Origin of the sequence: Actinocrinis sp., from assembly GCF_035653575.1 — a bacterium.
GTDB lineage: Bacteria > Actinomycetota > Actinomycetes > Streptomycetales > Catenulisporaceae > Actinocrinis.
Genome location: NZ_DASRBQ010000031.1, coordinates 1 through 25221, shown reverse-complemented (window position 1 = coordinate 25221; position 25221 = coordinate 1). Strand labels below are relative to the sequence as shown.

Genomic DNA, 25221 nt, shown 5'->3' with positions numbered 1-25221 from the left:
CGCCGCTCGTTCTCAGTGCTCTTCATCGCGTGTCCTCCCGTGCCGCCTTGCGTCCGGCGGCGTGTGCGCGCTCGACCAGGCCGAGCATGACAACCGTGGTCGTCGGCTCCCACTGGCCGAGCGAGGCGAGAATCAGCTGGTCGAAGGTGCCGGCGCGCACGCCGAGGCGGTGCAGGGTGCCCAGCAGCGCGCGCACCTGGGCGCGGCGCATGTCGCTCTCACCCGCGGCCGCCGCGCGGGCGTGGAGGGCGTCCACGTCCGCGCGGGCCTGCGCCTCGGTGCCGTACGGGCCGTGCACAGCGGGCTTGCTCACCGCTGGGCCTCGATCGCGGCCAGCGCCTCGGCGTCGGCGGCCAGGTGGATGAGGCCGGCGACGACGCCGCACAGCGCCTCGGCGGCCTCACGGGCCTTGCTGGGGGTCAGCTCCAGCACCTCGGAGCCGAGGCGCAGGGTCAGCAGGAACTGGCGGCCACCGGGCGCGCCGAGCATCGCGATCTCGGTCTCGGCCTCGATCTGGTCCATGCCCGGCGTGCCGATGGTGGTCACGGTCGGCTCGGACAGCGCGAACTCGCCGGGCGCATCGGTGGCGAGCAGCTGCGCGTAGCGGGCCTCGACCTCGGCCAGCTGGGCGGCGCTGAAGCGGGGGGAGTGCTGCTCGGTGCGTCCGGTCTCGGCGGCCTGGGGCTCGCAGGTGACGGCGGACGGGTCGAGCGGAAGAATGGCGGACATGGTCCACGCCCTTCGCGAGAGGGTTGGGATCTAGGCCCTCATCAGCGCGCCAACGCCGGTGGGGGCCGCTGTTTTCAGCGGATCCCTAACAGCGTCTCAAGCGATCATTGGTACTCGCCATCGCCTTCGCAGTTCTGCGCGCGACCGGAGCCATCCGTCAGACGAAGCTGCACGACGCGGTCTTTCTCGCGGAACTGGGCCTGGACGGTCGCGTGAAGCCGATCCGCGGTGTGCTCCCGTGCGTCATCGCGGCGGCCCGCGCCGGACATGGGCCGGTCTTCGTCGCCGAGGCGAATGCAGCTGAGGCCGCCCAAGTGACCGGCGTTGAGGTGACCGGGCTGCGGTCACTGCGACAACTAGTCGCTCTCGCCAACGGCGAGCCCATACCCGGTGAGCCGCCCGGACTCGTTCCGGCCAGTGCGCAGGACCTGCCGAGCGACGGCCCTCCGATCGAGGAGCCGCAGTTCGAACCCGATCTCTCCGAGGTCGTCGGGCAGTACGAGGCGCGCAAGGCCCTCGAACTGAGCGCAGCCGGCGGTCACCACCTTTTCCTCTGCGGTACGCCGGGCGCCGGGAAGACGATGCTCGCTAAGCGGCTCCCCGGGATTCTGCCGCCGCTCGACAACGAGGCCGCGCTTGAGGTCTCCGCGATCCACTCGCTCAGCGGCACGCTTCCACCCGACAGACCGCTGATCACCCGGCCGCCGTTCTGCACGATCCACCACTCCGCGACGGTCGCCTCAATGGTCGGCGGCGGCTCCGGAACCGTGCGCCCCGGTGCGGTGAGCCGTGCGCACCGCGGCGTGCTCTTCCTCGATGAGATGCCGGAGTTCAGCCGTACCGCATTGGACGCGCTCCGCGAGCCCATCGAGTCGGGCGAGGTTGCCATCGCACGAGCCAGCGGCATCGCGCGGTTTCCGGCGAGCTTCTTGCTCGTCGGCGCGGCGAATCCGTGTCCCTGCGGACGTGCTGGCAGTGCGCTCGCGGCCTGCACGTGCGCGCCGCGGCAACGGATCGCTTACCTCTCGCGCATCTCCGGACCGCTGCTCGACCGCATCGATCTGCGCGTCGACGTCACTCCGGTCGGTCCCGGCGAGCTGCTTGATGCGGCCAGCGGAGGTCAAGGCGGCGAAAGCACGGCCGTCGTCGCGCAGCGGGTAGCGGAGGCGAGGGAGCGTGCGGTGCGCCGACTCGCGGACACGCCATGGCAGTGCAACGCACAGGTGCCCGGCCAGGTGCTGCGGAACCGCTGGCCGCTAGCCATCGATGCCCTCGCCACCGCGGAGCGAGCACTACGCGCGGGCACGCTCAGCGCGCGCGGGCTCGACCGGGTAATCCGCGTCGCGTGGACAGTGGCGGATCTCGCTGGCGCGGATCGGCCGGACCGCGTTGCCGTCGATACGGCGCTCGGTTTCCGCCTCGGCTCCATCGCGCTCGCCTCCGGGTGCTGATCATGTCTGTCACTCAAGATCTCGTCTCGCCGCGCAGTGCGCCGTCCGAATCGGCCGTCGAAGCCGACCGACTCGCTCGGCTCGCGCTCAACCACGCCGTCGAGCCGGCCGACCCGCAGATCGGCCGCCTGCTTGAACTTCACTCTCCGGTGGAAGTGCTAGCAGCGATCCGCACGGATCAGCTGCCCGACCTCGATCCCGACCCGAGTCGCCACGATCGGCTGGCTGACCGCTCCACCGGCCTGCGGCTCAGACTCGAACCCGGACGAGTCGAGGCCGGTATCGCTGCCGCCGACGCGGTCTTCGCCCGGTTTGTGACGCCATCCGACAGCGATTGGCCGGTGCGGCTGGACGATCTGGGTCAGCAACGCCCGATCGGCATCTGGGCCATCGGCTCTTGGGGCGACCAGTCTTACGAGCACCCGAATCCGGCCTCCGGGCATGACAGCGACCAGGTACAGACCCAGCACCAGGACCAGGGGCGCAACTCATCACCGACTGACGCTGAGCGAAGCGCGCCCTTGCCGACTGCCGAGATGCTGTCGATCGTCGGGGCGCGCGCTTGCACCGGTTACGGCTCGTACGTCGCGGGGGCGCTCGGTGCGGATTTGGCATCAGCTGGAATGACCGTGGTTTCCGGGGCAGCTCTCGGCATCGACGCTGCGGCGCACAGGGGAGCGCTCGCGGTCGGCGGCCCGACCATCGCGGTGCTTGCCTGCGGAATCGACCGGGCCTATCCGCGTGCCCACGAAGCGCTGCTGCGTGCGATTGCCGAGCACGGAGCCGTGCTCTCCGAACTCCCTCCCGGCGCCGCGCCAACCCGATTCAGGTTCTTGCATCGCAACCGCATCATCGCCGCACTCGGCGTCGGCACTGTAGTGGTCGAGGCGGCGCACCGCAGCGGCTCACTAGTTACCGCACGGCTAGCGGCAGAACTCGGACGGGTCGTGATGGCAGTGCCCGGACCGGTGACCTCCGATCAGTCCGCGGGCGCGCACGAGCTGGTCCGCGACGGCGCCACGCTCGTCACGCAGGCGTCACAGGTTCGCGAAGCCTGTGCGAGCCTGACCGCGGCCTCCCGTGAGTTGTGTGGTCCGGGAGCGGCGACTGCGATCCCAGGCCAGCGAATTCGAACCGCGCGCCGGGCGCCTACGCAATCGGTCCGGCCCGCCGAGCCCGCAGATCCGATCGAAGAGTTGCTGCTCGAAGCGCTACCGAGTGCGACCGCGGACGCCGGCGCTGACGTCTTCGCGCTCGCTCGCGCCACAGGCGTCGGCCCTGATGCCGTGTTCGCCGCGCTGGGCAGACTCGCGGCCTGCGGTCGTGCAGTCAAGGCGGGTGGGGGCTGGATGCTGTCGATCAAACGCTGATGTCAGGGCAGCCGTGGTCAGGTCGTCGTAAGGCCGGCGCAGTTGGCTAAACGCCGACGTCAGGAGGGCTGCGCGCGCGTCTCCCAGTGGTGACCGCTTGATCTAGCGCTCTGTGCCTGAAGCACATCCCGGCGTGCCTCACCTGATCGAGCGGGCTCGCATGCGGTTACCGTGGAGATCGTTGCGGTTACGCTACGCTCGGCTTGCGGCCGAGGCTGTGCTTCCGCAGGATCGCCGGCTTGAGAAGGATCGCGTGGTTGAGTGGATCAAGGCGAGTGATGCCCAGGAACAGCCAGGTCCATGAGACCGTCTTCGACGAGTCCGACGCGGCCGCCAGACCGCCGGCAGCCCTTGATGCCCTGTGGGCTGAGTTCAAGGCCACCGGTGACCAGCGGCTACGCGAGCGGCTGATCCTGCATTACTCACCGCTGGTCAAGTACGTCGCGGGACGAGTCTCGGTCGGCCTGTCCGGCACCGTGGATCAGGCGGACTTCGTCTCCTACGGCATCTTCGGCCTGATCGACGCGATCGAGCGCTTCGAGCCGGACCGCTCGATCAAGTTCGAGACCTACGCGATCAACCGCATTCGCGGCGCGATCATCGACGAGCTGCGCGCACTCGACTGGATCCCTCGCTCGCTGCGGCAGAAGGCCCGCGAGATCGAGCAGGCCTCAGTGCGGCTTGAGCACCGGCTCGGCCGCACACCCACCGAGCGGCAGATCGCCGACGAGATGGGTATCACCCTCGCCGAGCTGCACCACATCTTCTCGCGCCTCTCGCTCGTCAATGTGCTGGCTCTCGACGAGGTTCTGACCCTGTCGACCGGCGACGGCGACCGGCTCAGTCTGGTGGAGACACTTGAGGACCTGAGCGCGGACGACCCGGTTGAGACCTACGAGAACCGCGAGACGCGCCATCTGCTCGCGCGCGCCGTCAACACGCTGCCCGACCGCGAGAAGACCGTGGTGACCCTCTACTACTTCGAGGGCATGACGCTCGCGGAGATCGGCGGGGTGCTCGGCGTCACCGAGAGCCGGGTCTGCCAGATCCACGCCAAGGCAGTGCTGACGCTGCGCACACGGCTGGCCGAATTGCGTTAACACTCCCGGGCTCGACGCGCCCGCGGACGGCGGATCGTTCCCGCGTCCGAGTGTTCGAACGTCCGACCATTCACGAACCGCGCGCAACGGCCTCCGGCGAAGGACCGGCTCGACTAGTCTGGAGTCGTGCCCAGGATCAAGGCTCCGACCGTCGCCGAGCATCGCACAATGCAGCGCACGGCACTCCTGGACGCGGCCAGGGATCTGCTCGCCGACGGCGGGATGGCCGCGCTCACCTTCGCCGCCCTGGCCGAGCGGGCCGGGTTGGCGCGCTCCTCGGTATACGAGTACTTCAAGTCTCGGGCCGACGTCGTGGAGGCACTGGCCGTCGAGGATTTCCCGGCCGCGGTCGCCGACATCAGAGGCGTGATGTTGGCGCAGCCGACGCCGGAACGGCAGATCGCGGCCTATGTGCGACGCCAGCTGGAGCTGGTGGCGCAGCCTGGTCACCGCGGCCTGCTCGCCCTCTCCGTACTCGAACTCGATGGGCCCGCCAGGGAGCGGATCCGCGCGGCGCACGGCATGCTCGTCGATCTGGTGGTAGGTGCGCTGCGGCGACTTGGGCACCCGGACCCACGCGCAACGGCGGCGGTTCTGCAAGGCGCGGTAGACGGCGCGGCCAAGCGCATCGACGCCGGAGCCGACCCCGCCGCCTTGATCGAGAGCGCGCTGACACTCGTACTGTTCGGCGTCCGAGGACAACGCCGCGCACGATAGCCGTTCACTACAGCACAGGTTTGAGGCTGTTCGCAGAGTTATCCACAACTTGCCCGGAAAGTCGGATTCCGGTGGCGCGTGTGTTCGAAACTGGACACATGAAGATCCTTATGTTGTTCGCCCTCATGCTCTCCAGTGCTTCAGCGGGTTTATTTTCGTCGAGCGCCCGCGCCGCCACCCCATCGCCACAGCCGCGCACCAGCTCGGTCTGGCGATGGCCGTTGGTCGGAAGCGGCGGCTCCCCGCCACGGGTAGTGCGACCGTTCAAGCCTCCAGCGCTGCGCTGGTTGAGCGGGCATCGGGGCGTGGATCTTGCCGCGTCCGACGCCACGCAGGTTCTCGCCGCCGGGCCGGGAACCGTCTCCTTCGCCGGCACCCTGTTCGGGCAGGGCGTCGTAGTCGTCTCACACGGCCTGCTGCGCACAAGCTACGAACCGGTGACGCCCTCGGTGCACGTAGGTGATGTAGTGACCGCTGGCGCACCGATCGGCACCTTAGATCCCGGGCACTGCGCGAGCGCGCCTTGTCTGCATTGGGGCCTGCTCACCGGCCACGGACACGGTGTGCGCTACTACGATCCGCTGCTGCTCCTCGGCTTTGCGCACCTTCGACTCGAACCCGTTCGGCCACCACCCGGATAACTGACCGGCGGGGCTGCGCGGAGCAGGTAAACTTGGCTCGCGGTCCGCTATAGCGGATCGACTTCGCGTGTCCGGAAACGGGACGCCCGCCGGTTCGCCAGAACCAGCGGTCGCCCGACGCGACAGCCATCCGGTCCCCTGTACCCGCCTCCCGCGGCGCAGGTGGCACGGCGGTCCGTCCGGACACCAGGAGCGCGGCCGACCCGGCCGCGCGCGAGAACCGGACGAGATCGAGGAGGACACGGCCATGGCCGTCGTCACCATGCGCCAGCTCCTGGAGAGCGGCGTGCACTTCGGGCACCAGACCCGGCGCTGGAACCCGAAGATGAAGCGCTACATCTTCACCGAGCGCAACGGCATCTACATCATCGACCTGCAGCAGTCGCTGTCGTACATCGACCGCGCCTACGAGTTCATCAAGGCGACGGTCGCGCACGGCGGCACGGTCCTGTTCGTCGGCACCAAGAAGCAGGCCCAAGAGGCCGTCTCCGAGCAGGCGACCCGAGTCGGCATGCCCTACGTCAACCAGCGTTGGCTCGGCGGCATGCTCACCAACTTCTCCACCGTGCACAAGCGGCTTCAGCGCCTCAAGGAGCTGGAGGAGATCGACTTCGACGACGTGGCCGGCTCCGGCATGACGAAGAAGGAACTGCTGGTCCTGCGCCGCGAGAAGGACAAGCTCGAGCGCACCCTCGGCGGCATTCGGGACATGCAGAAGGTCCCGTCCGCGGTGTGGATCGTGGACACCAAGAAGGAGCACATCGCCGTCGGCGAGGCGCGCAAGCTGCGCATCCCGGTGGTGGCGATCCTGGACACCAACTGCGACCCGGATGAGGTCGACTACAAGATCCCCGGCAACGACGACGCGATCCGCTCGGTCGCGCTGCTCACCCGGGTGGTCGCCGACGCCGTGGCCGAGGGCCTGATCGCCCGGTCCGGCGCCGCCGCGGCCGCCAGCGATGGCGCCGCGACCACCGAGGTCGGCTCCGGCGAGCCGCTCGCGGCCTGGGAGCAGGAGCTGCTGGCCGGCGAGAACGCCGGGCAGGCTCCGACTGCCCAGACCGAGGCCCCGGCCGCGCGGGCTGAGACCCCGGCCGAGGCCACTCCGGCTGCCGACGCTGCTCCGGCGGTCGAGTCGGCTGCGGCCCCGGCCGCCGAGGACGGCGACGCCGCGGACGCCGCTCAGGCGTGAGCAAGTCCGGTCCGGCTGCCAGGCCGGACCGCCTGGCCGCAGGCTGAGCGATCCGATCGATCCGCCGAGGTCCCGCGCCCTGCCACCGATGCCGGTCGGCCCCAAGCCGACTGGCGGTGGTGGGAAGCGGGACCAGGCGGCAGGTCTCGAGCGGATTCGCGAAGCCGCGCCAAGCGCACCGGAATGGCAGCCGATGCCGCTGGAGCGCCGCCTGGGCTGACCGTGGTTCATTGTCGGTTCGCCGATCTGCAGCCACATGGCAACCGTCGGCTCCCAGTCGGTCCGCGAAACTGGCGGTCGGCGGTCGGTCCGCGAAACTGGCGGTCGGCGGTCGGCCCGCCGGTCCGGCAAGCCAGCGGTGCGCGGCTGGTCCGCCAACCGGCGGCCCGTAGCTGGCCCGGCAAACCGGTGGCCGCAGCGTCCGCCGAACCGCCGGTCAGCAGCCGATCCGTAGTCCGCCGGCAAGCTGGCGGTCCGCAACCGGTCCGCCAACTGGCAGTCGACAGCGAGTCCGCCAAACCGGCGGCGTTGGAGCCGGGAGCGCCGTCGACAGACGGGTACGCGGGAATGCCGCGTTAACGCGCGCTGTTCCACGGCGCGCCGAAGAACCAGCGTCCGAAACCAGACCACCACACAACAACCAGCCCGCGGCGGACCGCCGACCCAGGCGGCCAGGCGCGGGCGTCGACCGAGGGACAAGCAGCATGGCGAACTACACCACCGCCGACGTCAAGCGGCTGCGCGAGCTGACCGCCGCGGGGATGATGGACTGCAAGAAGGCGCTGGAGGAGACCGACGGCGACTTCGACAAGGCCGTCGAGTACCTGCGCGTCAAGGGCCTCAAGGGCGTCACCAAGCGCGAGGGCCGCTCGGCCAGCAACGGCCTGGTCACCGCCCAGATCGCGGACGACAACAGCAAGGGCACCCTGCTCGAGCTGAACTGCGAGACCGACTTCGTCGCAAAGGGCGAGCGGTTCCAGCAGGTCGCCGCCGAGCTGCTGGCGCACGCCGCGGCCACCGGCCCGGCCGAGGTGCCGGCGCTGCTCGCCTCCACCTTCCCGTCCAGCGGCAAGACCGTGCAGGAGTTCGTCGACGAGGCGAACGCCACCCTCGGCGAGAAGATCGAGCTGCGCCGCTTCGCCTCCTTCGAGGGCGGCTACGTCGCCGCTTACCTGCACAAGACCTCGCCCGACCTGCCCGCGCAGGTCGGCGTGCTGGTGCAGCTGGACAAGCCGAGCGCCGAGACCGCCAAGGACGTCGCGCAGCACATCGCCGCCTTTGCGCCGAAGTACCTGAGCCGCGAGCAGGTCCCGGCCGAGGTCGTCGAGAACGAGCGGCGCCTGGCCGAGGAGACCTCCCGCGAGGAGGGCAAGCCCGAGGCCGCCTTGCCGAAGATCGTCGAGGGCCGGGTCAACGGCTTCTTCAAGGAGAACGTCGTGCTGGAGCAGGCGTTCGCCAAGGACCCGAAGAAGACCGTGCAGCAGGTGTTGAACGAGGCCGGCGTCACGCTCCAGGCGTTCGCGCGCTTCCGCGTCGGCGCTTGATCCGACGCGTGACGTTTGGCGTCTGACGCTTCGTCCGGTGCGCGGATTCGCGCCGTGGCCCGTCGAACGGCCACGGCGCGCCGCCGCCGCACCGGACTGCACGCGGACGGTTCGTCGGTACCGCACCATACGATGCGGCTGATCGGTAGGGTCGTGCGCCGACATGCCCCACAGTGAGCAAGAGGAGGCCGCAGTCGTGGCTGGTATCCAGCAAGAGACCGACCCGGCTGCGGCCTTCGCCGCGCATCCGGGGGAGCGCGGCCGGTACAGCCGGGTCGTGCTGAAGCTGTCCGGCGAGGTGTTCGGCGGCGGGAAGGTGGGCGTCGACCCGGACGTCGTGCAGTCCATCGCCCGGGAGATCGCGCAGGCGATCCGGCAGACCGGCACCCAAGTCGCGATCGTGGTCGGGGGAGGCAACTTCTTCCGCGGCGCCGAACTGAAGAACCGCGGCATGGAGCAGGCCCGCGGCGACTACATGGGCATGCTGGGCACAGTGATGAACTGCCTGGCGCTTCAAGACTTCTTGGAGAAGCAGGGCGTCGATACCCGAGTGCAGACCGCCATCACCATGGCCCAGGTCGCCGAGCCCTACATTCCCCGCAAGGCGATCCGGCATCTGGAAAAGGGCCGAGTGGTCATTTTCGGTGCTGGCGCCGGTATGCCGTATTTCACCACCGACACGACCGCCGCCCAGCGTGCGCTGGAGATCGGCGCCGAGGTGGTGCTGATGGCGAAGCAGGGCGTCGACGGCATCTACGACGCCGACCCGAAGTCGAACCCGGACGCGGTCAGGTTCGACACGATGACGCACCGTGAGCTGCTCAATCGCGGGTTGAAGGTCGCGGACTCCACCGCGGTCTCCCTGTGCATGGACAACGGCATGCCGATCGTGGTGTTCGGGCTCTTCGATGGAAACATCGCCCGCGCGGTGTCCGGCGCGAAGATCGGTACGCTGGTCAGCCGTGAAGACGGCGCGGTTGCGCAGTAGTTTGTCTCACTGAGACGTCCTGGCGGAAACAAGGAGCCGTGAAGTGATCGACGAGACCCTCCTCGAGGCCGAGGAAAAGATGGACAAGGCCGTGTCGGTGGCCAAGGAGGACTTCGCAGGCATCCGCACCGGCCGGGCCACCCCCGGCATGTTCAGCAAGATCCACGTGGACTACTACGGCACGCCGACGCCGGTGACCCAGCTCGCCTCGATTCAGGCGCCCGAGGCGCGCATGGCTGTGATCACGCCGTACGACAAGAGCTCGCTGGCCGCGGTCGAGAAGGCGATCCGTGACTCGGACCTGGGAGTGAACCCGACCAACGACGGCAACGTCATCCGGGTGGTCTTCCCGCAGCTGACCGAGGAGCGGCGTAAGGAGTACATCAAGGTGGCCCGCAGCAAGGCCGAGGACGCCAAGGTGTCGGTGCGAAACATCCGCCGGCACGCGAAGGAAGCCATCGACAAGCTGATCAAGGACGGCGAGGTCGGCGAGGACGAGGGCAAGCGCGCGGAGAAGGAGCTCGACGGCTTCACCGCGAAGCACACCGGACAGATCGACGAGGCGCTCAAGCACAAGGAAAACGAGCTGCTGGAGGTCTGAGCCGGAGTCGGCCGGCCAGCGGAGCAGGAGTTGGCCGGTCGGCCGTGCCGGAGTCGGCCGGCCAGCCGAGCCGAAGCCGGCCTGCCAAACTCACCGCGCGATTGGTGGCGGCAGGGGTGGAGCGGCCGAGGCTGGATGACCGGCGATGGGACCGACCGGCTAGGCGGCGTGGTACGGCTGGCGCGCGTGCAGGCATGCGCCGCGACGCCGAGCCACGCCGAGATCGCTGGTGATGCGAGGACCGTGCCTGTGCGGGTGTCCGTTGGGCGGTTCGGGGTCGTGAGCGGATGCCGTGCCGTCGGTGCGTACGTGGCGAGACGTGAGATGGTGGCGGCGATGCGAACTTCTTCTCGCGTCTTTTTACGCTGCGGAGGCCCGGAGCGTTTGTCTGATCGTGCGGCTGCGTTCACCATGAGACTGTGTTCGTCGTGCGGAGGGGCGCTCCGGCTTCGTTCCGCGTGAAACGCTGTCGGTGGGCAGGCCGCGACCGGGCGATCGGGGCCGCCGCGCCCCCGTCGGCCTCGATCCGGTACCGTCGTCCGCTGACAAGAGGATCGCAGTCCGGGGAAAGGCCGCGCAGATGACCAGCGCCGTGAAGCGGAGGGAGCAGCCCGTGGCGCCTCCCGGCCGGCCGAGCCGCGCCGGGCGAAACCTTCCCGCGGCGATCGGAGTCGGGCTGCTCCTCGGCGCCGCGATCGTCTCCTCGCTGCTGCTGTTCAAGCCCGCCTTCCTCGCCATCGTCGCCGCAGCCGCCATGCTCGGCGTGCGGGAGCTTTCGACCGCCTTTCAGGAGCGCGGCATAAGGTTCCCGATCCTGCCGGTCGCCGTGGGCGGCTTGGGCATGCTCGTGGTGGCCTACTACCGCGGCGAGGGCGCGCTGGCCGCCGCGCTGGCGCTGACCACCGTGGCCGTCGTCGTGTGGCGGCTGACCGAGCCGGCCGAGGGGTATCTGCGCGACGCGAGCGCTGGCGTATTCGCCGCCGTTTACGTGCCGTTCCTCGCCGGATTCGCCCTGCTGATGACTGCTGCCGACCACGGGGCGCAGCGCGTGCTGGTGTTCCTCATCCTGGTGGTCTGCAACGACACCGGCGGCTACGCGACCGGGGTGCTGGCCGGGCGCCATCCGATGGCTCCATCGATCTCGCCGAAGAAGTCCTGGGAAGGGCTTGTCGGGTCTGTCGTCACCGCTGGGGCCGCGGGCGCGATAACGATGGTCACGATGCTGCAGGGACAGGCCTGGCAGGGGGCGGTGACCGGCGTCGCCGTGGTAGCCAGCGCGACGCTCGGCGACCTGTGCGAGTCGATGATCAAGCGCGACCTCGGCATCAAGGACATGGGCAATCTGCTGCCCGGACACGGCGGCATCATGGACCGGCTGGATTCGCTGCTGCCTACGGCGCCGGTGGCGTGGCTGCTGTTGTCGCTCTTTGTGCCGGTGAAGTAGCCGCCTCGCCGCTAGCGGCCGAACGAGTGGACGGAGGTGATAGTCCGTCCATGGGACAATGGGCAGATCATGAGCACGCAGGATCTGCCCGCCCCCACGAGCACGCCGCCCGCCAGCACGCGCCTCGAACCCGGCCAACTCCTCTTCGAGGCGCCGCGCCGGGGCAAGCCGCCGCGCCACCTGGCCGATCTCACCCTGGCCGAGCGCAAGGACGCGGTGACCAAGTCGGGGCTGCCGGGATTCCGCGCCGCGCAGCTGTCCAAGCACTACTTCGGTCGGCTGGTCGACGACCCCGCCGAGTGGACCGACGTGCCGGCGGCCCAGCGCGAGACCCTGTATGCCGCGCTGTTCCCCCGCTTGATGACCTCGGTGCGTGAGATCACCTGTGACAGCGGCACGACCCGCAAGACGCTGTGGCGGATGCACGACGGCGCGCTGGTCGAGTCCGTGCTCATGCGCTATCCGGACCGGGTGACCATGTGCGTCTCCTCGCAGGCCGGGTGCGGTATGAACTGCCCCTTCTGCGCCACCGGCCAGGCCGGGCTGACCCGCAACCTGTCGACGGCGGAGATCGTCGAGCAGGTCGTCGCGGGCGCGCGGGAACTGGCCCGCGGCGAGGTGCCGGGTGGGCCGGGCCGAGTCGCCAATGTCGTGTTCATGGGCATGGGGGAGCCGCTCGCGAACTACAACGCGGTCATCGGTGCGGTGCGCCGGCTTACTGACCCTGTGCCGGATGGCCTCGGGCTGTCGCAGCGTCACATCACCGTCTCCACGGTCGGACTCGTCCCAGCGATCGAGAAACTGACCGCCGAGCAGCTGAACGTGACCCTCGCGGTCTCGCTGCACGCCCCCGACGACGACCTGCGTGACGAGCTGGTCCCGGTCAACACGCGCTGGCGGGTCGGCGAGGTACTCGGCGCGGCCTGGGATTACGCGCACACCACCAAGCGCCGCGTGTCGATCGAGTACGCGCTGATCCGCGACATCAACGACCAGGTCTGGCGCGCCGACCTGCTGGGCAAGCGGCTGCGCGGCAAGTTGGCGCACGTGAACCTCATCCCGCTTAACCCGACGCCGGGCTCGAAGTGGACCGCGTCGCGTCCCGAGGATGAGGACGCGTTCGTGCGCACGCTCGAGGCGTACGGAGTGCCGGTGACGGTGCGCGACACCCGCGGCCGCGAGATCGACGGGGCGTGTGGGCAGCTGGCGGCCGTAGAGGCGTAAAGCTGTGAGGGTTGTCGGCAGTGGCCGCTATCTTGATCGGGTGACCAGGGTGTGGCGGGGCCGGGAGCTATGAGCAAGATCAAGCACATCGTCTGGGACTGGAACGGCACGCTCTTCGACGACCAGGATCTCGTCCTGGCGGCGACGAACGCCTCGCTGGCCGCGATCGGCGTGGACCGGCACATCACCAACGACCGCTACAAGGAGCTCTACCAGCGGCCGATGGAGGACTTCTACGCCGCGCTCATCGGGTTCCCGGTGGCGGCGGCGCAATGGCCGGTGCTCGATGCCGCGTTCGCCGAGTACTACCTCTCGCGGGTGCGTGAGTGCGGCCTGAGCGAGGACGCGCTGGCCGCGATGGATGCTTGGTCGCCGCGTTCGCAGTCGCTGCTGTCCATGTTCGGCCACGAGGATCTGCTGCGGCTGACCCGGGATCTTGAGTTGCACGGCCGTTTCCACCGGATCGACGGCCGCCCTGCCGAGCTCGACTTCGGGCCGAAGGCCAAGTACCTCGTCAAGCACCTGGAGCATCTGCGCGCTCAGGACCCGGAGCTGACCCCGGATCAGGTCGCCCTGATCGGCGACTGCGCTGACGACGCCTACGCGGCCTTCCACGTCGGCGCGCAGGCCGTGTTGTACACCGGCGGTTCCTCCAGCCGCTCCGTGCTGGAGAAGGTCGGTGTGCCTGTGGTGGACACGCTCAGCGAGGCGGTCACGCTGCTGGCCGAAAGCGGGGTTAGCGGGCCCGGCGCAGCCCAGTAAGCCAGCGCTCGGCCTTCGCGCGCGCGCCCTGACGCCAGCCCTCGGGCAGCGGATTGAGCCGGGTCAGGTCCACGCGCTGCCACACCGGAGAACTGGCCGTCAGCGCTCCGGCCACCGCGAGCGCCGCCGTTTGCAGGACCGCGACCAGCCAGGTCAGCGCCCCCGCACCGAACATCCCGTGCAGCGGCGCCCGAGGCGACAGCAGGTCGCCGATCGGAGCGTGCAGCAGCGTGATGCTGACCGAGCCGGCGAGCGCGCCCGCCCCGGCGAACAGCGCGAGGCGGCCGGTCGCGATCAGCCACGCGGTGCGGTGCTCGGCTCCCGCCTGCCGCAAGCCCCGGGCGGTGGACCGCCGCAGCTCGCGCTGAGCCGAGGCGGACCAGATGAGCGCGGCGGCGCCGGGCAGCGCGCAGCAGAGAAGTCCGATCAGCGTACTGGCGGTGAGGCGGCGGGCCGGGGCGATCAGCATCACCGTGATCGGCGGCGCCACCAGCGCGGCTGACCAGGCGACCCGCCACGCGGCAGCCCGCACGCCGCGGTCGAGCGGCACGGCGAGCCGCAGCGTCAGCCGCGCCCTGAACCAGGCCGGCTCGCGTGGTTGGAAGAAGGTGTCGACTGTGGCCGCAACGCCGCCGTCAGTCGCGGAGCCGCTGCGGGCGAGCCGATATTCGGATAAGTCGCCGCTCATCTGCTGACCTTCGCCGGGCTCGTGAGCGATTGCGAAGTTGCGTGTGCGCGGTGCGGTACATCGCCAGGCTTCGCAGCAGGCACGACCGCTATCGGTACCGGTTCGGCGTGTGTACGTCCGCCGACGAGGTGCACCGTCCGCTCGCACCGCGCAGCAGTGTCCGCGTCCCGAGTGAACACGACCACGGCCGTGCCATGCGAGCGAGCGACTGAACGCAGGATCCGACTTGCGGTGCTGATGCTCTCGTCCGACAAGCCGACGAACGGCTCGTCGGCGAACAACACCAGCGGATCGTTCACCATCGCCCGGGCCAGAGCCGCGCGCCGCAGCACCTCGGACGGCAGTTCGCCGGGCCGCTGGTCGGCCGCGTCCGCGATCTCGAAGCGCGCGAGCCAGGTCAGTGCCCGTTGCGTCGCCTCACGCTCGCCCACCGCGGCGAAACGCAGCGGCAGCGCGGCGAACTGTCCCAGCGTCAGCTCGGGAAAGAACACCGGATCCTGGTGCACCAATCCGTAGTGCCGCAGCCGGAACGCGCGCCGCTGCTCCGCGGCCAGCAGATGGAACGGCTTGCCGTTGGTCCACACGGTCCCCGCGGACGGCGCCGTCTCACCGCACAGGCAGGCCTTGAGCGCGGACTTCCCGGCGCCCTGCGGGCCGAGGACCGCTACCGTCTCCCCCTCGCCGACCGCCAGGCCGACCTGGTTCAGGACCGACCCGTCGGCTGGGAACACCAGGCCGCGGGCGTCCAGTACCGGATTGTCGGAAGGAAGGCTCACGCGCCTACTCTCCCCGACCCGGCGGGGCCGATGGCGGCAACCCGCGCCGATTCATCCAATCTGACGAGTCGTCGGGTGTTGATTGAGCCCATCTGCGCAGCTGTTCGGATGAATCGACGTTTACGCCGGCTGATTCGGTACCAGGTCCCCTTCAGCAGCCGCACTCAGTGGCCGATGAAGGGCCCGAACAACGCCGCGCGGCGCGAGGGACGCCCGGTACGCGCCTCCTCCGCGTCGGCACTGCTCATGACGCGCAACCCGAGGTTCGTGCCAAGCCAGCGCAGCGGTTCGGCCTCCCACTGCCGCGAGCGGTGGCCGACCCAGGGCAGCCAGGTCAGGTCCGTGGCGACGCCGTGCTCGCCGCGGAGCAGATCGGCGAGGGTGCGCCCGGCCAGATTCGACGCGCCGACGCCGTCGCCCACGTAGCCACCGGCCCAGGCCAGCTTCCGGGCGCGATCGATGCCTACCGACGCGAACCAGTCCCGTGGCACGCCCAGTACTCCGCCCCAGGTGCGCGTTACCGCAACATCCCGCAGCACCGGGAAGAGCTCACCGAGCACGCGCTTCAGCTCCGCGTGCACCTGCGGCTCGCGCTCGTACTCCGGCCTGATCGACGAACCGAAGTGATAGGGCGCACCGCGACCACCGAACGCGAACCGGCCGTCCACCGTGCGCTGTCCGTAGATGATCAGGTGCCGGTAGTCGGCGAACGTCTGACGCTGCGCCAGCCCGATCTGCTCCCACGTCTCCGCAGGTAGCGGCTCGGTGACCAACATCAGCGAGTACACCGGCGCGAAGGTCCGCTTGAAGCCGCGAATGCTCGGCGTGTAACCCTCGGTCGCGCGCACGACGGTTTCTGCGCGAACCGTTCCGAGCGTCGTCGTCACCACGCCGTCGCGGATCGCCGTGACCGGTGTCTGCTCGTAGATCGGCACGCCCAGCCGCTCTACGACCTCGGCGAGGCCGCGCACGAGCCGCGCCGGGTGGATCGCGGCGCAATGCGGCGTGTACGTGCCGCCGAGCACACCGGTCGCGTTCGCGTGCTGCTGCGCCTCCAGCGGGGTCAGCAGCTGCAAATCCGCTTCGCCGAACCCGAATTCCCGGCTCTCGGAGACCTCCTCCCGCGCCCGCTCCAGCTGCACCGCGCTGCGGGCGAGCACGACCGTACCGCCCTTGGCGTAGTGGCAGTCGATGCCCTCGGCGGCGACGACGCGACCGACCTCGTCGACGGTCTCGTTCAGCGCCCGCTGCAACGCGATGGCCGCCTCGCGTGACCGAGCCACCTTCGCGACCTTCGTCAGGCTCGACGGGAAGATGGCCGAGCACCAGCCGCCGTTGCGTCCCGACGCGCCGAAGCCCGCGTAGTTGGCCTCCAGCACGGCGATGCGCGCGGAGGGCTCGGCCTTCTTCAGGTAGTAAGCCGTCCACAGACCGGTGTAACCGGCCCCGACGATCGCGACGTCCACCGCCGTATCAGCGGGCAGCGACGGCCGCGGCTTGATCGGCTCCGGCAGCGAGTCGTGCCAGAAGGACGGCGTCGCCGGTGCCGATAAGCCGGGAGTCGGGGCCGGCGCCGGCGTCAGAGCCGGGTCCATGCCTCGGTGAGCACCGTGCGCAGGATCTGCTCGATCTCGTCGAAGGTGCCCTGGTCCGAGACCAGCGGCGGGGACAGCTGCACGACCGGGTCGCCGCGGTCGTCGGCCCGGCAGTACAGGCCGTTCTCGAACAGCGCCTTGGACAGGTAGCCGTAGAGCACCCGCTCGCACTCCTCGTCGGTCAGCGTCTCCTTGGTCGCCTTGTCCTTGACCAGCTCGATGCCGTAGAAGAAGCCGTTGCCGCGCACGTCGCCCACGATCGGCAGGTCGTGCAGGCGCTGCAGGGTGGAGAGGAACGCGCCCTCGCTGTCCAGCACGTGCTGGGTCAGGCCCTCGCGCTCGAAGATGTCCAGGTTCGCCAGCGCCACGGCCGCGGAGACCGGGTGCCCGCCGAAGGTGTAGCCGTGCAGGAAGGTGTTGTCGGCCTCGTAGAAGGGCGCCGCCAGCCGGTCCGAGATGATGCAGGCGCCGATCGGGGAGTAGCCGGAGGTCATGCCCTTCGCGCAGGTGATCATGTCCGGTACGTAGCCGAACTTGTCGCAGGCGAACATGGTGCCCAGCCGGCCGAAGGCGCAGATCACCTCGTCGGAGACGAGCAGCACGTCGTACTTGTCGCAGATCTCGCGCACCCGCTGGAAGTATCCGGGCGGCGGCGGGAAGCAGCCTCCCGCGTTCTGCACCGGCTCGAGCACGACCGCGGCCACCGTGTCGGGACCCTCGAACAGGATCTGCTGCTCGATCCGGTCCGCCGCCCAGCGGCCGAACGCCTCCGGGTCCTCGCCGAGCGCCTCGATGCCGGAGATCTCGGCGGCGCGGTAGAAGTTCGTGTTCGGCACCTTGTGCGCGCCGGGCACCAGCGGCTCGAACGGCGCCTTAAGCGCGGGCAGGCCGGTGATCGACAGCGCGCCCTGCGGGGTGCCGTGGTACGCGATCGCGCGGGAGATGACCTTGTACTTGGTGGGCTTGCCGGTCAGCTTGAAGTACTGCTTGGCCAGCTTCCACGCGGTCTCCACGGCCTCGCCGCCGCCGGTGGTGAAGAAGACCTTGTTCAGGTCGCCCGGGGCGTAGCCGGCCAGCCGCTCGGCCAGCTCCACCGCCTTGGGGTGCGCGTAGGACCAGATCGGGAAGAAGGCCAGGTCCTGCGCCTGCTTGTACGCGGCCTCAGCCAGCTCGGTGCGGCCGTGCCCGGCCTGCACGACGAACAGCCCGGCCAGGCCGTCGAGGTAGCGGCGGCCTTCGGAGTCGTAGATGTAGACGCCTTCACCGCGCACGATCGTCGGGACCGGCGCGTCCTTGTACGAGGACATGCGGGTGAAGTGCATCCACAGATGGTCGTAGGCTGCGGACTGGCTGGTGCTCATCTCGTTCCCCAGGTGTATGTCTGTTTATGCAGCTTGAGGTAGACGAAGCTCTCGGTGCTGCGCACTTGCGGGATGGCCCGGATGCCCTTGTTGATGATCTCCAGCAGCTGGTCGTCGTCCTCGGCCACCACCTCGACCAGCAGGTCGAAGGAGCCGGCGGTGGCCACCACGTACGAGACCTCGGGCATCGCGGTCAGCGCCTCGGCCACCGGATCGAGATCACCCTCGCACCGGATGCCGATCATCGCCTCCCGGTTGAAGCCGACGGTCAGCGGATCGGTCACCGCGACGATCTGGATGACCCCGGACTCCTGGAGCTTCTGCACCCGCTGGCGCACCGCCGCCTCGGACAGGCCCACGGCCTTGCCTATGGTGGCGTACGCCCGGCGTCCGTCCTGCTGGAGCTGCTCGATGATGGCTTTCGAAAGGTCGTCGAGCGCCGCCTGCTGGGCGCGGCGCCGGCGCGGGGCGTCGGCTCGGGCGCCCGGATGGCCGCTCGCCGCGGGCTCGTGGCTCCTCGGGTCGTGGCTCTCCGGGTCGTGTCCGCTCGGCACCTTGTTCATCATGGGTGCAGATCCCGTCGCTTGGCAAGCCTCAACCAATGGAATTCGTGTTTCAGGGCGCTCTTCGTCACTGATTCCCTCGCCTTTCCAGTTTTCAAGTATCGCCCGGCGGCGCGGATCGGGCTAGGCTGGCCGCAGGTGGGTTCTTGCCCCCTCGTCCCCACAAGGATCACCGAGGAGAGTCCGCAATGGAGCCGCGCGTGCTTCGCAACATCGTCGGCGGGAAGCCGGTCGACACGGCCGAAGGGCGAACCAGTCCGATCATCGACCCGGTCACCGAGGAGGTGATCGCGCACGCGCCGCTGTCCGGCCCCGCGGACGTCGACGCGGCGCTGAAGGTCGCCGCGGAGGCGTTCCGCCAGTGGCGGCGGGTGACCCCCGCCGAGCGGCAGAAGGCGCTGCTCAAGCTGGCCGACGCGGTCGAGGCGCGGGCGTCCGAGTTCGCCGCCGTCGAGTCGCAGAACACCGGCAAGCCGCTGGGCCTGACCGAGGGTGAGGAACTGGTCCCGGTCGTGGATCAGCTGCGCTTCTTCGCCGGCGCGGCGCGGCTGCTCGAGGGCCGGGCGACCAGCGAGTACCTGGCCGACCACACCTCCACCATCCGCCGCGAGCCGGTCGGGGTCTGCGCGCAGGTGACGCCGTGGAACTACCCGCTGCTCATGGCGGTCTGGAAGATCGCCCCGGCGATCGCGGCGGGCAACACGGTGGTCCTCAAGCCCTCCGACACCACGCCGATGTCCACGCTGCTGCTGGCCGAGGTCGCGCAGGAGTTCCTGCCGCCGGGCGTCTTCAACGTGGTGTGCGGCGACCGTGACACCGGCCGCGCGCTGGTCGAGCACCCGATCCCGGCGATGGCCTCGATCACCGGCTCGGTCCGGGCCGGCATCGAGGTGGCGCAGACCGCGGCCACCGACCTCAAGCGGGTGCACCTGGAGCTCGGCGGCAAGGCGCCGGTCATCGTCTTCGAAGACGCCGACATCCCGGCCGCGGTCGAGGGCATCTCGGTGGCCGGATACTTCAACGCCGGCCAGGACTGCACCGCCGCCACGCGGGTGCTGGTGCACGAGTCGATCCACGACGAGTTCGTCAGGGCGCTCACGGAGGCGGCCGCCGGCACCAAGACCGGACTGCCCGACGACGAGGACGTGCTCTACGGTCCGCTCAACAACGCCAACCAGCTGGCGCGGGTGCACGGCTTCATCGAGCGGCTGCCGCAGCACGCGACGCTGCACACCGGCGGCCACCGGGTCGGCGACCGCGGGTACTTCTACGCGCCGACGGTGGTCTCCGGGCTCAACCAGGACGACGAGATCATCCAGGACGAGGTCTTCGGCCCGGTGATCACGGTGCAGAAGTTCGGCAGCGAGGAAGAGGCCCTCGAATACGCCAACGGCGTCCAGTACGGCCTGGCCTCCTCGGTGTGGACCAAGGACCACGCCAGGGCGCTGCGCTGCTCCCGCGACCTGGACTTCGGCTGTGTGTGGATCAACACGCACATTCCGCTGGTGGCGGAGATGCCGCACGGCGGCTTCGGCCACTCGGGCTACGGTAAAGACCTGTCGATGTATGGGTTCGAAGACTACACGCGCGTCAAGCACGTCATGTCCAACATCGGCTGAAATTCCCGCACGACGCGTTCCGCCGGGCCCCCGCCGCGAAGGCTGCGGGCCCGGCGGGAAGCTCCCCGAACCCGCCGCGGCCCGTGATCTATGCTGTCGCGATGAATGATCATCAGAAAAGTGCGCCGGACGCGGCCTGGGAACAGCGGGCCGCGCAGGCGTGGGCCTCGATCGATGCGCATCCCGAAGAAGACTTCCGCGCGCTGATCGACGGCCTCGTCGCCGAGCTGCCAGACGGCAGCGCGGTCGGCCTCTTCGAGCGCGCGGCCGCATTCGACTCGACCGGCCACTCGGACCTGGCCGTTCCGCTCTACCGGCAGGCCCTCGACCAGGGGCTGACCGGGGAGCGCCGGCGCCGCGCGGTGATCCAGATGGCCAGTTCGCTGCGCAACCTCGGCCGCGTCGAGGAGAGCGTCAAGCTGCTGACCGAGGAGATGGAAGCGGGCTCGGACCACCTCGACGACGCGGTCCGCGGATTCCTCGCCCTCGCGCTGGCCGATGTCGGCCGCGAGCGGGAGGCCCTGTCCCTCGCCCTGCGCGCGCTGGCCCCGCACCTGCCGCGCTATCAGCGCTCGCTCGGCAACTACGCGCGCCTCCTCGTCGAACCGGACGACGAAGAGGAGTAAGGGCCCGGCCGCTTGGCCCGCGCTCAGTTCGACCAGATGCCGGCGGAGTACAGGAACGCCGCGACGAGGGCGACCGGTGCGCAGAGCCACACATAGGCGTTCCCGATCCACGCTCGGCGTTCTGCGGCGCGGGCGAACAGCAGATAGAGCGGGAAGCAGAGCAGCAGCCCGCGATCGGCCGCCTGCTGCATGTTGACGAACACCATGCTGGCGAGCACCAGCGCGCAATAGGTCGCCTCGGGCCACTCGCGCCGCGCCAGCAGCACGAGGACGAGCACGGCCGCCGCGATCGTGCACACCAGCTCCAGCTGGAAGGACCACGCGTAGGCGCCCGATCCGTCGCCGTACTCGTACGCGCCGCGCCAGGTGTTGCGCAGCGCGATCCAGGGCCAGTCCATCCACAGGTTCCAGCCCTTGCGGTTGGCCTCCTGCCAGGCGCTCCAACTGCCGGTCGCGCGGCGCAGATACAGCAGGTACATGAACGGCCCGACGAGGGCGGCCGCCGCGATCAGGGCCGAGCTCAGGCGGCGGCCCCGCTCGGCGCGCAGGAGCGCGAACAGGACCAGCGCCTGGATCAGGGCGAGGCCGTCGATCCTGGTCAGGCCGGAGAGCCCGGCCAGCAGCGAGGCGATGGGCCAGTCGCCGCGCTGCGCCGCGTACCAGGCTCCGATCGCGAAGGCCAGGAACAGCGACTCGCTGTAGGGAACGGAGAGGAAGACCGCGGCCGGAGCGGTGAACAGGAACAACGCGGCCCGGTTGCTGCCCGCCATCCGATTGAGCAGCACCGCGGCGACGCACCCCGCGACGAGGGAGAGCAGCAGCGCCGAGTCGAGCCAGTTGCGCACGAACAGGTGCACCGCGGCGAGCAGGAGCGGGTAGCCGGGCAGAAACGCCGCGTTGTTCGGGACGGAGGCGCCGGAGAACAGGCCGTGCTGCGCGTAGTTGACGTAGAGGTTCGCGTCCCATTGCTGGTAGCCGCGGGTCAGCGGGAGGTGGCTGTTGTTCGCCCCCTGGATCCACGCGGAGCAGTACACGACGATCGCGAGCGCCGCGTGCGCGCCGAGCACCACGCCGATCGCGGCCCGGTCGGTGCGGCTGAGCCGATCCAGGCGGGTCCACCGCAGGAGACGAGCCGGCCAGTGCGGCGCGCCGCCTGACGCGTCCGCGGCGGCTCCGGTCGCGACCTCAGCCTCGGTCCCGACGGCGCTCGGCGATGCCGTCTCGATCGCTGCGGCCTGCCCCCGCGCAACCACGGTCGGCTGCGCCTCCTCGGGAGGCGGCGCGATGGAGCGGTCGAGCATGACTTCCTCCCCGTACGGCTCACAACCTGAGCGCAGCGTAGAGATCAGAGGGCGGATTAGTCACGGCCAGTGGCCGAAACCGCCCTTTCAGGCAGCATCCGCTCAGGTGGCCGCGCTGCGTTAGATCGCGTCGATGTATCTTGCATGACGCTTCGGAAGCGTCAGCGGTCGCGCACCGCGTCGAGGGCGAGCAGAGCGACGTGCAGCGACAGGCAGGATTCCACCGAATCGAGGTCGACGCCGAGTACGCGCTCGATCCGGTGCAGCCGCTCGTAGAAGCTCGGGCGCGACAAGTGGGCGGCGTCGGCTGCCGCGCTCTTGTTGCGGCCCTGATCCAGATATATGCCGAGCATCGCGACCAGGTTCGTGCCGCGCTCCGTGTCGTACGCGAGCAGCGGGCCGAGCTCGCGCTCCACGTACGTCTGAAGTCTCGCGTCATCCCTGAGCAGGTGGAGCAGACCCCTGAGCCGCACGTCCACGAGCCGGTGGTAGGGCGGGCCGCCTACCTGCCGGATCGCGGCATCCGCCACCTGCACCGCTTCGAGCAGCGATCGGCGCGCGTCGCGGACCGCCCCGACACTGGTGCCCACCGCGATCGCGAACTCGCCGCCGTCCGGGCCGGCCAGGCGGCGGACCGTGGTCGCGAACGCGCCGAGCGCCGTGTCCTCACGGTCCTGCGGGCCCAGGGCGAGCAGCAGGCCGACGGAATGCTCGTCCACCGAGCCGATCAGCGCGGACAGGCGCTTCTCGCGCACTGCCGCGGCCGCCTGGTCCGTCAGCTCCCGCAGGCGCGCCTGGTTCTCGATGGTGGCGCCCTGAATGGAGGAGGTCTGCGAGGAGCCGCGCAGGCGCAGCACGATGCCGACGAGCCGCTTGCCGTCGAGGCCGACGCCGATCGCCCGTGCGCGAAGGGCCACTTCGGCCGCCGAGTGGTCGTGGTTGAGGATCGCGGTCAGCAGCGTCCGGTGGGTCTGGCGTTCCAACGACTCGCGGTCCCGCTGCATCAACCGGTTGAGGGCGAGCGTCGCGGCGCCCCGCTCGGCGAGCATGGTGAGCCGCGTCGGGGCGGGGGCCGGGACGCCGTCGCACACGATGACCAGGCGGCCCCAGTCCTGGCCGCGCGCCCCGACCACCGTGGTCAGCCAGCCGGAGCGCTCGTCGTAGGCGGTGCGGGACGCCGGACGCACCGCACGCGACCTTCCCTCCCAGCCGTCGAGCAGCGCCTCGTCCGTCGAGCCGGTCGCGTCGTAGACCAGCACCTGGTGCGCCAGGTTCTCCAGCACCACCGGATGGTCCGCCATCTTGGCGATCTGCCGCACCACCTCGCCCGGCTCCGCGCCCTCGACCGCCAGCTCGGTAAAGGTCTGGTGAACCTCTTCCGAGGCGCGCAGCTCCGCCAGCTGCGTGTCGATGATCCGCGCGTGCACGGCCTCCGTGATCGTGACGAAACGTGTATCGCGGCCGAGCGTGATCACCGGAAGCCGGTGCTTCTCGGCGGCCAGCAGCAGCGGCTTCGGCGGCGCCTCGGGATAGCGGCGGCCCAGCTCGACGACGAGTCCGGCCGCGCCCAAGGCGGCCAGATCGGCGACGAAGCGGGCCAGCGCCTCGCGGTCGTCCGGCCAGGCGATCGCGGTGGAGAGCACCAGCTCACCGCCGCGCAGGATCTCGCGCACGTCGGTCAGCTCGGTCACGTGCACCCACCGCACCCGGCGATCCAGCCCGGCCGCGCCCGCGACGACGCGCGGATTGCCCGCCCGCACGGCGTCGAGCGCGAGCACTTCGGCGACGGTCGGGAAGCCGGGATGGATAACGGAATCGTCGGGCATCGGAGGCTGCCTTCGCGGGCGGACGGGACGGCGAGCGGGTGAGCCGGCCTTCACGAGCCGGTTACCTGAGGCAGGACACAGTGTCTGGTCAAGGCCGCAGTGGGATGCACTCTGACACCTGGACGCGGCGGAGGCAAGTGCCCGAAGGTGAGCGGAGTCGGTTACGGACTCCACGAGATTCCGTCGCCGGAGCGAATTTCCTCGACGGAATCCCTTGTTCCAGGGGCGGCGGTCTGTCACGATCCTCGGTTATGGCCTCCGTGACCTGCGGAGGGTGCCGGCCGGGCCGGGGCGACAGGTTGTGAACCCCGGCGCGGCGGCCGGCGACCGGCGGCGAGCAGTCAGGCAGTGCAGACCACGATCGGATGGGTCCGGGAGCGTTCTCGTGCACCAGTACTTCGGCGGCGGGCTCAAGCGGGCCCGCGGCGGCGAGACCCAGGCGGTCATCGACCCGGCGACGGGGCGAACGGTCGTCCTCGCCGACCTCGCCGGCCCGGGCGAGGTCAACGCGGCGGTCGGGGCGGCCAGGCGCGCCTTCCCCGAGTGGTCGGGTGCGACCCCGGGGGAGCGGTCGGCGGCGCTGCAGCGGCTCGCGACGCTGCTGGAGGAGCGTTCGGACGAGCTGGCGCGCACCGAGTCGACGCAGACCGGCAAGCCGATCCGGCTCAGCACGGGCTTCGACGTGCCGGGAACCATTGACAACGTGGCGTTCTTCGCCGGCGCCGCGCGGCACCTTGAAGGCAAGGCGCAGGCGGAGTACTCGGCGGAGCACGCGTCGGCGGTTCGGCGCGAGGCGATCGGCGTCGTCGGCTCGATCGCGCCGTGGAACTACCCGCTGCAGATGGCGGCCTGGAAGATCCTCCCGGCGATCGCGGCGGGCAACACGATCGTGCTCAAGCCCGCGGAGATCACCCCGCTGACGGCCCTGATGTTCGCGCAAGCCTGCACCGAGGCGGGGATCCCGGACGGGGTCGTGAACGTGGTGACGGGTACCGGGCCGGTCGCCGGCGAGGCCTTGATCGGGCATCCGGACGTGAACATGGTCTCCTTCACCGGCTCGACCCCGGTGGGGAAGCGAGTGGCCCAACTCGCGTCGGAAACGG

At 70.0% G+C, this 25221-nt stretch carries 24 protein-coding genes; 15 read left to right on the top strand and 9 right to left on the bottom strand.

Annotated features, from left to right (window positions below):
• Positions 1–22: 22 nt before the first annotated feature.
• Entirely contained in the window at positions 23–313 is a 291-nt protein-coding gene (locus tag VFA06_RS05625; RefSeq protein ID WP_324839332.1) for a hypothetical protein, read from the bottom strand.
• Positions 310–729 (bottom strand): hypothetical protein, encoded by a 420-nt coding sequence (locus VFA06_RS05620; RefSeq protein WP_324839331.1) that lies wholly within the window; start codon positions 727–729, stop codon positions 310–312. The genes VFA06_RS05625 and VFA06_RS05620 overlap by 4 nt, the downstream gene beginning before the upstream one ends.
• A 107-nt stretch (positions 730–836) precedes the next feature.
• Between VFA06_RS05620 and VFA06_RS05615 the strand changes: the two genes are divergently transcribed.
• The 12 genes from VFA06_RS05615 (at position 837) to VFA06_RS05560 (ending at position 13763) form a co-directional block, all read left to right on the top strand.
• Entirely contained in the window at positions 837–2180 is a 1344-nt protein-coding gene (locus tag VFA06_RS05615; protein WP_324839330.1) for a YifB family Mg chelatase-like AAA ATPase, read from the top strand.
• Positions 2181–2182: 2 nt separating this feature from the next.
• Positions 2183–3550, top strand: coding sequence for a DNA-processing protein DprA (gene dprA, locus VFA06_RS05610; RefSeq protein WP_324839329.1), 1368 nt, complete (start codon positions 2183–2185; stop codon positions 3548–3550).
• A gap of 278 nt (positions 3551–3828) precedes the next feature.
• Positions 3829–4650 (top strand): RNA polymerase sigma factor WhiG, encoded by an 822-nt coding sequence (gene whiG / locus VFA06_RS05605; protein WP_324839328.1) that lies wholly within the window; start codon positions 3829–3831, stop codon positions 4648–4650.
• A gap of 126 nt (positions 4651–4776) precedes the next feature.
• A complete protein-coding gene (locus VFA06_RS05600; RefSeq protein WP_324839327.1) occupies positions 4777–5367 on the top strand; it encodes a helix-turn-helix domain-containing protein in 591 nt (196 codons plus the stop codon).
• Positions 5368–5672: 305 nt separating this feature from the next.
• Positions 5673–6008, top strand: coding sequence for a M23 family metallopeptidase (locus VFA06_RS05595; RefSeq protein WP_324839326.1), 336 nt, complete (start codon positions 5673–5675; stop codon positions 6006–6008).
• Positions 6009–6255: 247 nt separating this feature from the next.
• Positions 6256–7200: a 30S ribosomal protein S2 gene (gene rpsB / locus VFA06_RS05590; RefSeq protein WP_324839325.1), complete on the top strand. Its 945-nt coding sequence runs from the start codon at positions 6256–6258 to the stop codon at positions 7198–7200.
• 704 nt (positions 7201–7904) lie between these two features.
• Entirely contained in the window at positions 7905–8744 is an 840-nt protein-coding gene (gene tsf / locus VFA06_RS05585) for a translation elongation factor Ts (RefSeq protein ID WP_324839324.1), read from the top strand.
• Between the two features lie 163 nt (positions 8745–8907).
• Positions 8908–9732: a UMP kinase gene (gene pyrH / locus VFA06_RS05580; protein WP_414639830.1), complete on the top strand. Its 825-nt coding sequence runs from the start codon at positions 8908–8910 to the stop codon at positions 9730–9732.
• 43 nt (positions 9733–9775) lie between these two features.
• Positions 9776–10333, top strand: a complete 558-nt coding sequence (frr, locus tag VFA06_RS05575) for a ribosome recycling factor (protein ID WP_324839323.1) — start codon at positions 9776–9778, stop codon at positions 10331–10333.
• Between the two features lie 466 nt (positions 10334–10799).
• Positions 10800–11777 (top strand): phosphatidate cytidylyltransferase, encoded by a 978-nt coding sequence (locus tag VFA06_RS05570; RefSeq protein WP_414639831.1) that lies wholly within the window; start codon positions 10800–10802, stop codon positions 11775–11777.
• Between the two features lie 69 nt (positions 11778–11846).
• Complete coding sequence (rlmN, locus tag VFA06_RS05565; protein ID WP_324839321.1) at positions 11847–13001, top strand: 23S rRNA (adenine(2503)-C(2))-methyltransferase RlmN; 1155 nt, start codon at positions 11847–11849, stop codon at positions 12999–13001.
• Positions 13002–13070: 69 nt separating this feature from the next.
• Positions 13071–13763, top strand: a complete 693-nt coding sequence (locus tag VFA06_RS05560; RefSeq protein ID WP_324839320.1) for an HAD family hydrolase — start codon at positions 13071–13073, stop codon at positions 13761–13763.
• On the opposite strand, the gene VFA06_RS05555 is transcribed toward VFA06_RS05560, so the two are convergent.
• The 5 genes from VFA06_RS05555 to VFA06_RS05535 form a co-directional block, all read right to left on the bottom strand.
• Positions 13738–14451 (bottom strand): hypothetical protein, encoded by a 714-nt coding sequence (locus VFA06_RS05555; protein WP_324839318.1) that lies wholly within the window; start codon positions 14449–14451, stop codon positions 13738–13740. The two genes, VFA06_RS05560 and VFA06_RS05555, sit on opposite strands and share 26 nt — an antisense overlap.
• Positions 14448–15227 carry an ABC transporter ATP-binding protein gene (locus tag VFA06_RS05550; RefSeq protein WP_324839317.1) on the bottom strand — a complete coding sequence of 260 codons (780 nt, stop codon included), beginning with the start codon at positions 15225–15227 and terminating at the stop codon, positions 14448–14450. Before VFA06_RS05550 ends, VFA06_RS05555 begins: the two co-directional genes overlap by 4 nt.
• Positions 15228–15391: 164 nt before the next feature.
• The gene (locus VFA06_RS05545) at positions 15392–16822 is read right to left on the bottom strand and encodes an FAD-binding oxidoreductase (protein WP_324839316.1); all 1431 of its coding nucleotides are present in this window, start codon (positions 16820–16822) and stop codon (positions 15392–15394) included.
• Positions 16807–18183 (bottom strand): aspartate aminotransferase family protein, encoded by a 1377-nt coding sequence (locus VFA06_RS05540; RefSeq protein WP_324839315.1) that lies wholly within the window; start codon positions 18181–18183, stop codon positions 16807–16809. The genes VFA06_RS05545 and VFA06_RS05540 overlap by 16 nt, the downstream gene beginning before the upstream one ends.
• Positions 18180–18749, bottom strand: a complete 570-nt coding sequence (locus VFA06_RS05535) for an Lrp/AsnC family transcriptional regulator (RefSeq protein ID WP_324839314.1) — start codon at positions 18747–18749, stop codon at positions 18180–18182. Before VFA06_RS05535 ends, VFA06_RS05540 begins: the two co-directional genes overlap by 4 nt.
• A 185-nt stretch (positions 18750–18934) precedes the next feature.
• Here VFA06_RS05535 and VFA06_RS05530 point away from each other — a divergent pair, with 185 nt between their 5' ends.
• A complete protein-coding gene (locus VFA06_RS05530; protein WP_324839313.1) occupies positions 18935–20365 on the top strand; it encodes a gamma-aminobutyraldehyde dehydrogenase in 1431 nt (476 codons plus the stop codon).
• A 101-nt stretch (positions 20366–20466) separates the two neighbouring features.
• Positions 20467–20991 carry a tetratricopeptide repeat protein gene (locus VFA06_RS05525; protein WP_324839312.1) on the top strand — a complete coding sequence of 175 codons (525 nt, stop codon included), beginning with the start codon at positions 20467–20469 and terminating at the stop codon, positions 20989–20991.
• Between the two features lie 23 nt (positions 20992–21014).
• Here the strand turns inward: VFA06_RS05525 and VFA06_RS05520 are convergent, their stop codons facing one another.
• Complete coding sequence (locus VFA06_RS05520; RefSeq protein WP_324839311.1) at positions 21015–22292, bottom strand: mannosyltransferase family protein; 1278 nt, start codon at positions 22290–22292, stop codon at positions 21015–21017.
• Between the two features lie 161 nt (positions 22293–22453).
• Positions 22454–24118, bottom strand: a complete 1665-nt coding sequence (locus tag VFA06_RS05515; protein ID WP_324839310.1) for a PucR family transcriptional regulator — start codon at positions 24116–24118, stop codon at positions 22454–22456.
• Between the two features lie 385 nt (positions 24119–24503).
• Here VFA06_RS05515 and VFA06_RS05510 point away from each other — a divergent pair.
• Positions 24504–25221 (top strand): aldehyde dehydrogenase family protein (locus VFA06_RS05510; protein WP_324839309.1); only part of this gene is annotated, 718 nt, incomplete at its 3' end.

Bases quoted from the DNA above. Each gene is read 5' to 3' on its own strand.
- VFA06_RS05620 (WP_324839331.1), bottom strand. From the start codon at position 729: ATGTCCGCCATTCTTCCGCTCGACCCGTCCGCCGTCACCTGCGAGCCC.
- dprA (WP_324839329.1), top strand. From the start codon at position 2,183: ATGTCTGTCACTCAAGATCTCGTCTCGCCGCGCAGTGCGCCGTCCGAA.
- whiG (WP_324839328.1), top strand. From the start codon at position 3,829: ATGCCCAGGAACAGCCAGGTCCATGAGACCGTCTTCGACGAGTCCGAC.
- rpsB (WP_324839325.1), top strand. From the start codon at position 6,256: ATGGCCGTCGTCACCATGCGCCAGCTCCTGGAGAGCGGCGTGCACTTC.
- tsf (WP_324839324.1), top strand. From the start codon at position 7,905: ATGGCGAACTACACCACCGCCGACGTCAAGCGGCTGCGCGAGCTGACC.
- pyrH (WP_414639830.1), top strand. From the start codon at position 8,908: ATGCCCCACAGTGAGCAAGAGGAGGCCGCAGTCGTGGCTGGTATCCAG.
- rlmN (WP_324839321.1), top strand. From the start codon at position 11,847: ATGAGCACGCAGGATCTGCCCGCCCCCACGAGCACGCCGCCCGCCAGC.
- VFA06_RS05560 (WP_324839320.1), top strand. From the start codon at position 13,071: ATGAGCAAGATCAAGCACATCGTCTGGGACTGGAACGGCACGCTCTTC.
- VFA06_RS05555 (WP_324839318.1), bottom strand. From the start codon at position 14,451: ATGAGCGGCGACTTATCCGAATATCGGCTCGCCCGCAGCGGCTCCGCG.
- VFA06_RS05545 (WP_324839316.1), bottom strand. From the start codon at position 16,822: ATGGACCCGGCTCTGACGCCGGCGCCGGCCCCGACTCCCGGCTTATCG.
- VFA06_RS05540 (WP_324839315.1), bottom strand. From the start codon at position 18,183: ATGAGCACCAGCCAGTCCGCAGCCTACGACCATCTGTGGATGCACTTC.
- VFA06_RS05535 (WP_324839314.1), bottom strand. From the start codon at position 18,749: ATGATGAACAAGGTGCCGAGCGGACACGACCCGGAGAGCCACGACCCG.
- VFA06_RS05530 (WP_324839313.1), top strand. From the start codon at position 18,935: ATGGAGCCGCGCGTGCTTCGCAACATCGTCGGCGGGAAGCCGGTCGAC.
- VFA06_RS05525 (WP_324839312.1), top strand. From the start codon at position 20,467: ATGAATGATCATCAGAAAAGTGCGCCGGACGCGGCCTGGGAACAGCGG.
- VFA06_RS05520 (WP_324839311.1), bottom strand. From the start codon at position 22,292: ATGCTCGACCGCTCCATCGCGCCGCCTCCCGAGGAGGCGCAGCCGACC.
- VFA06_RS05515 (WP_324839310.1), bottom strand. From the start codon at position 24,118: ATGCCCGACGATTCCGTTATCCATCCCGGCTTCCCGACCGTCGCCGAA.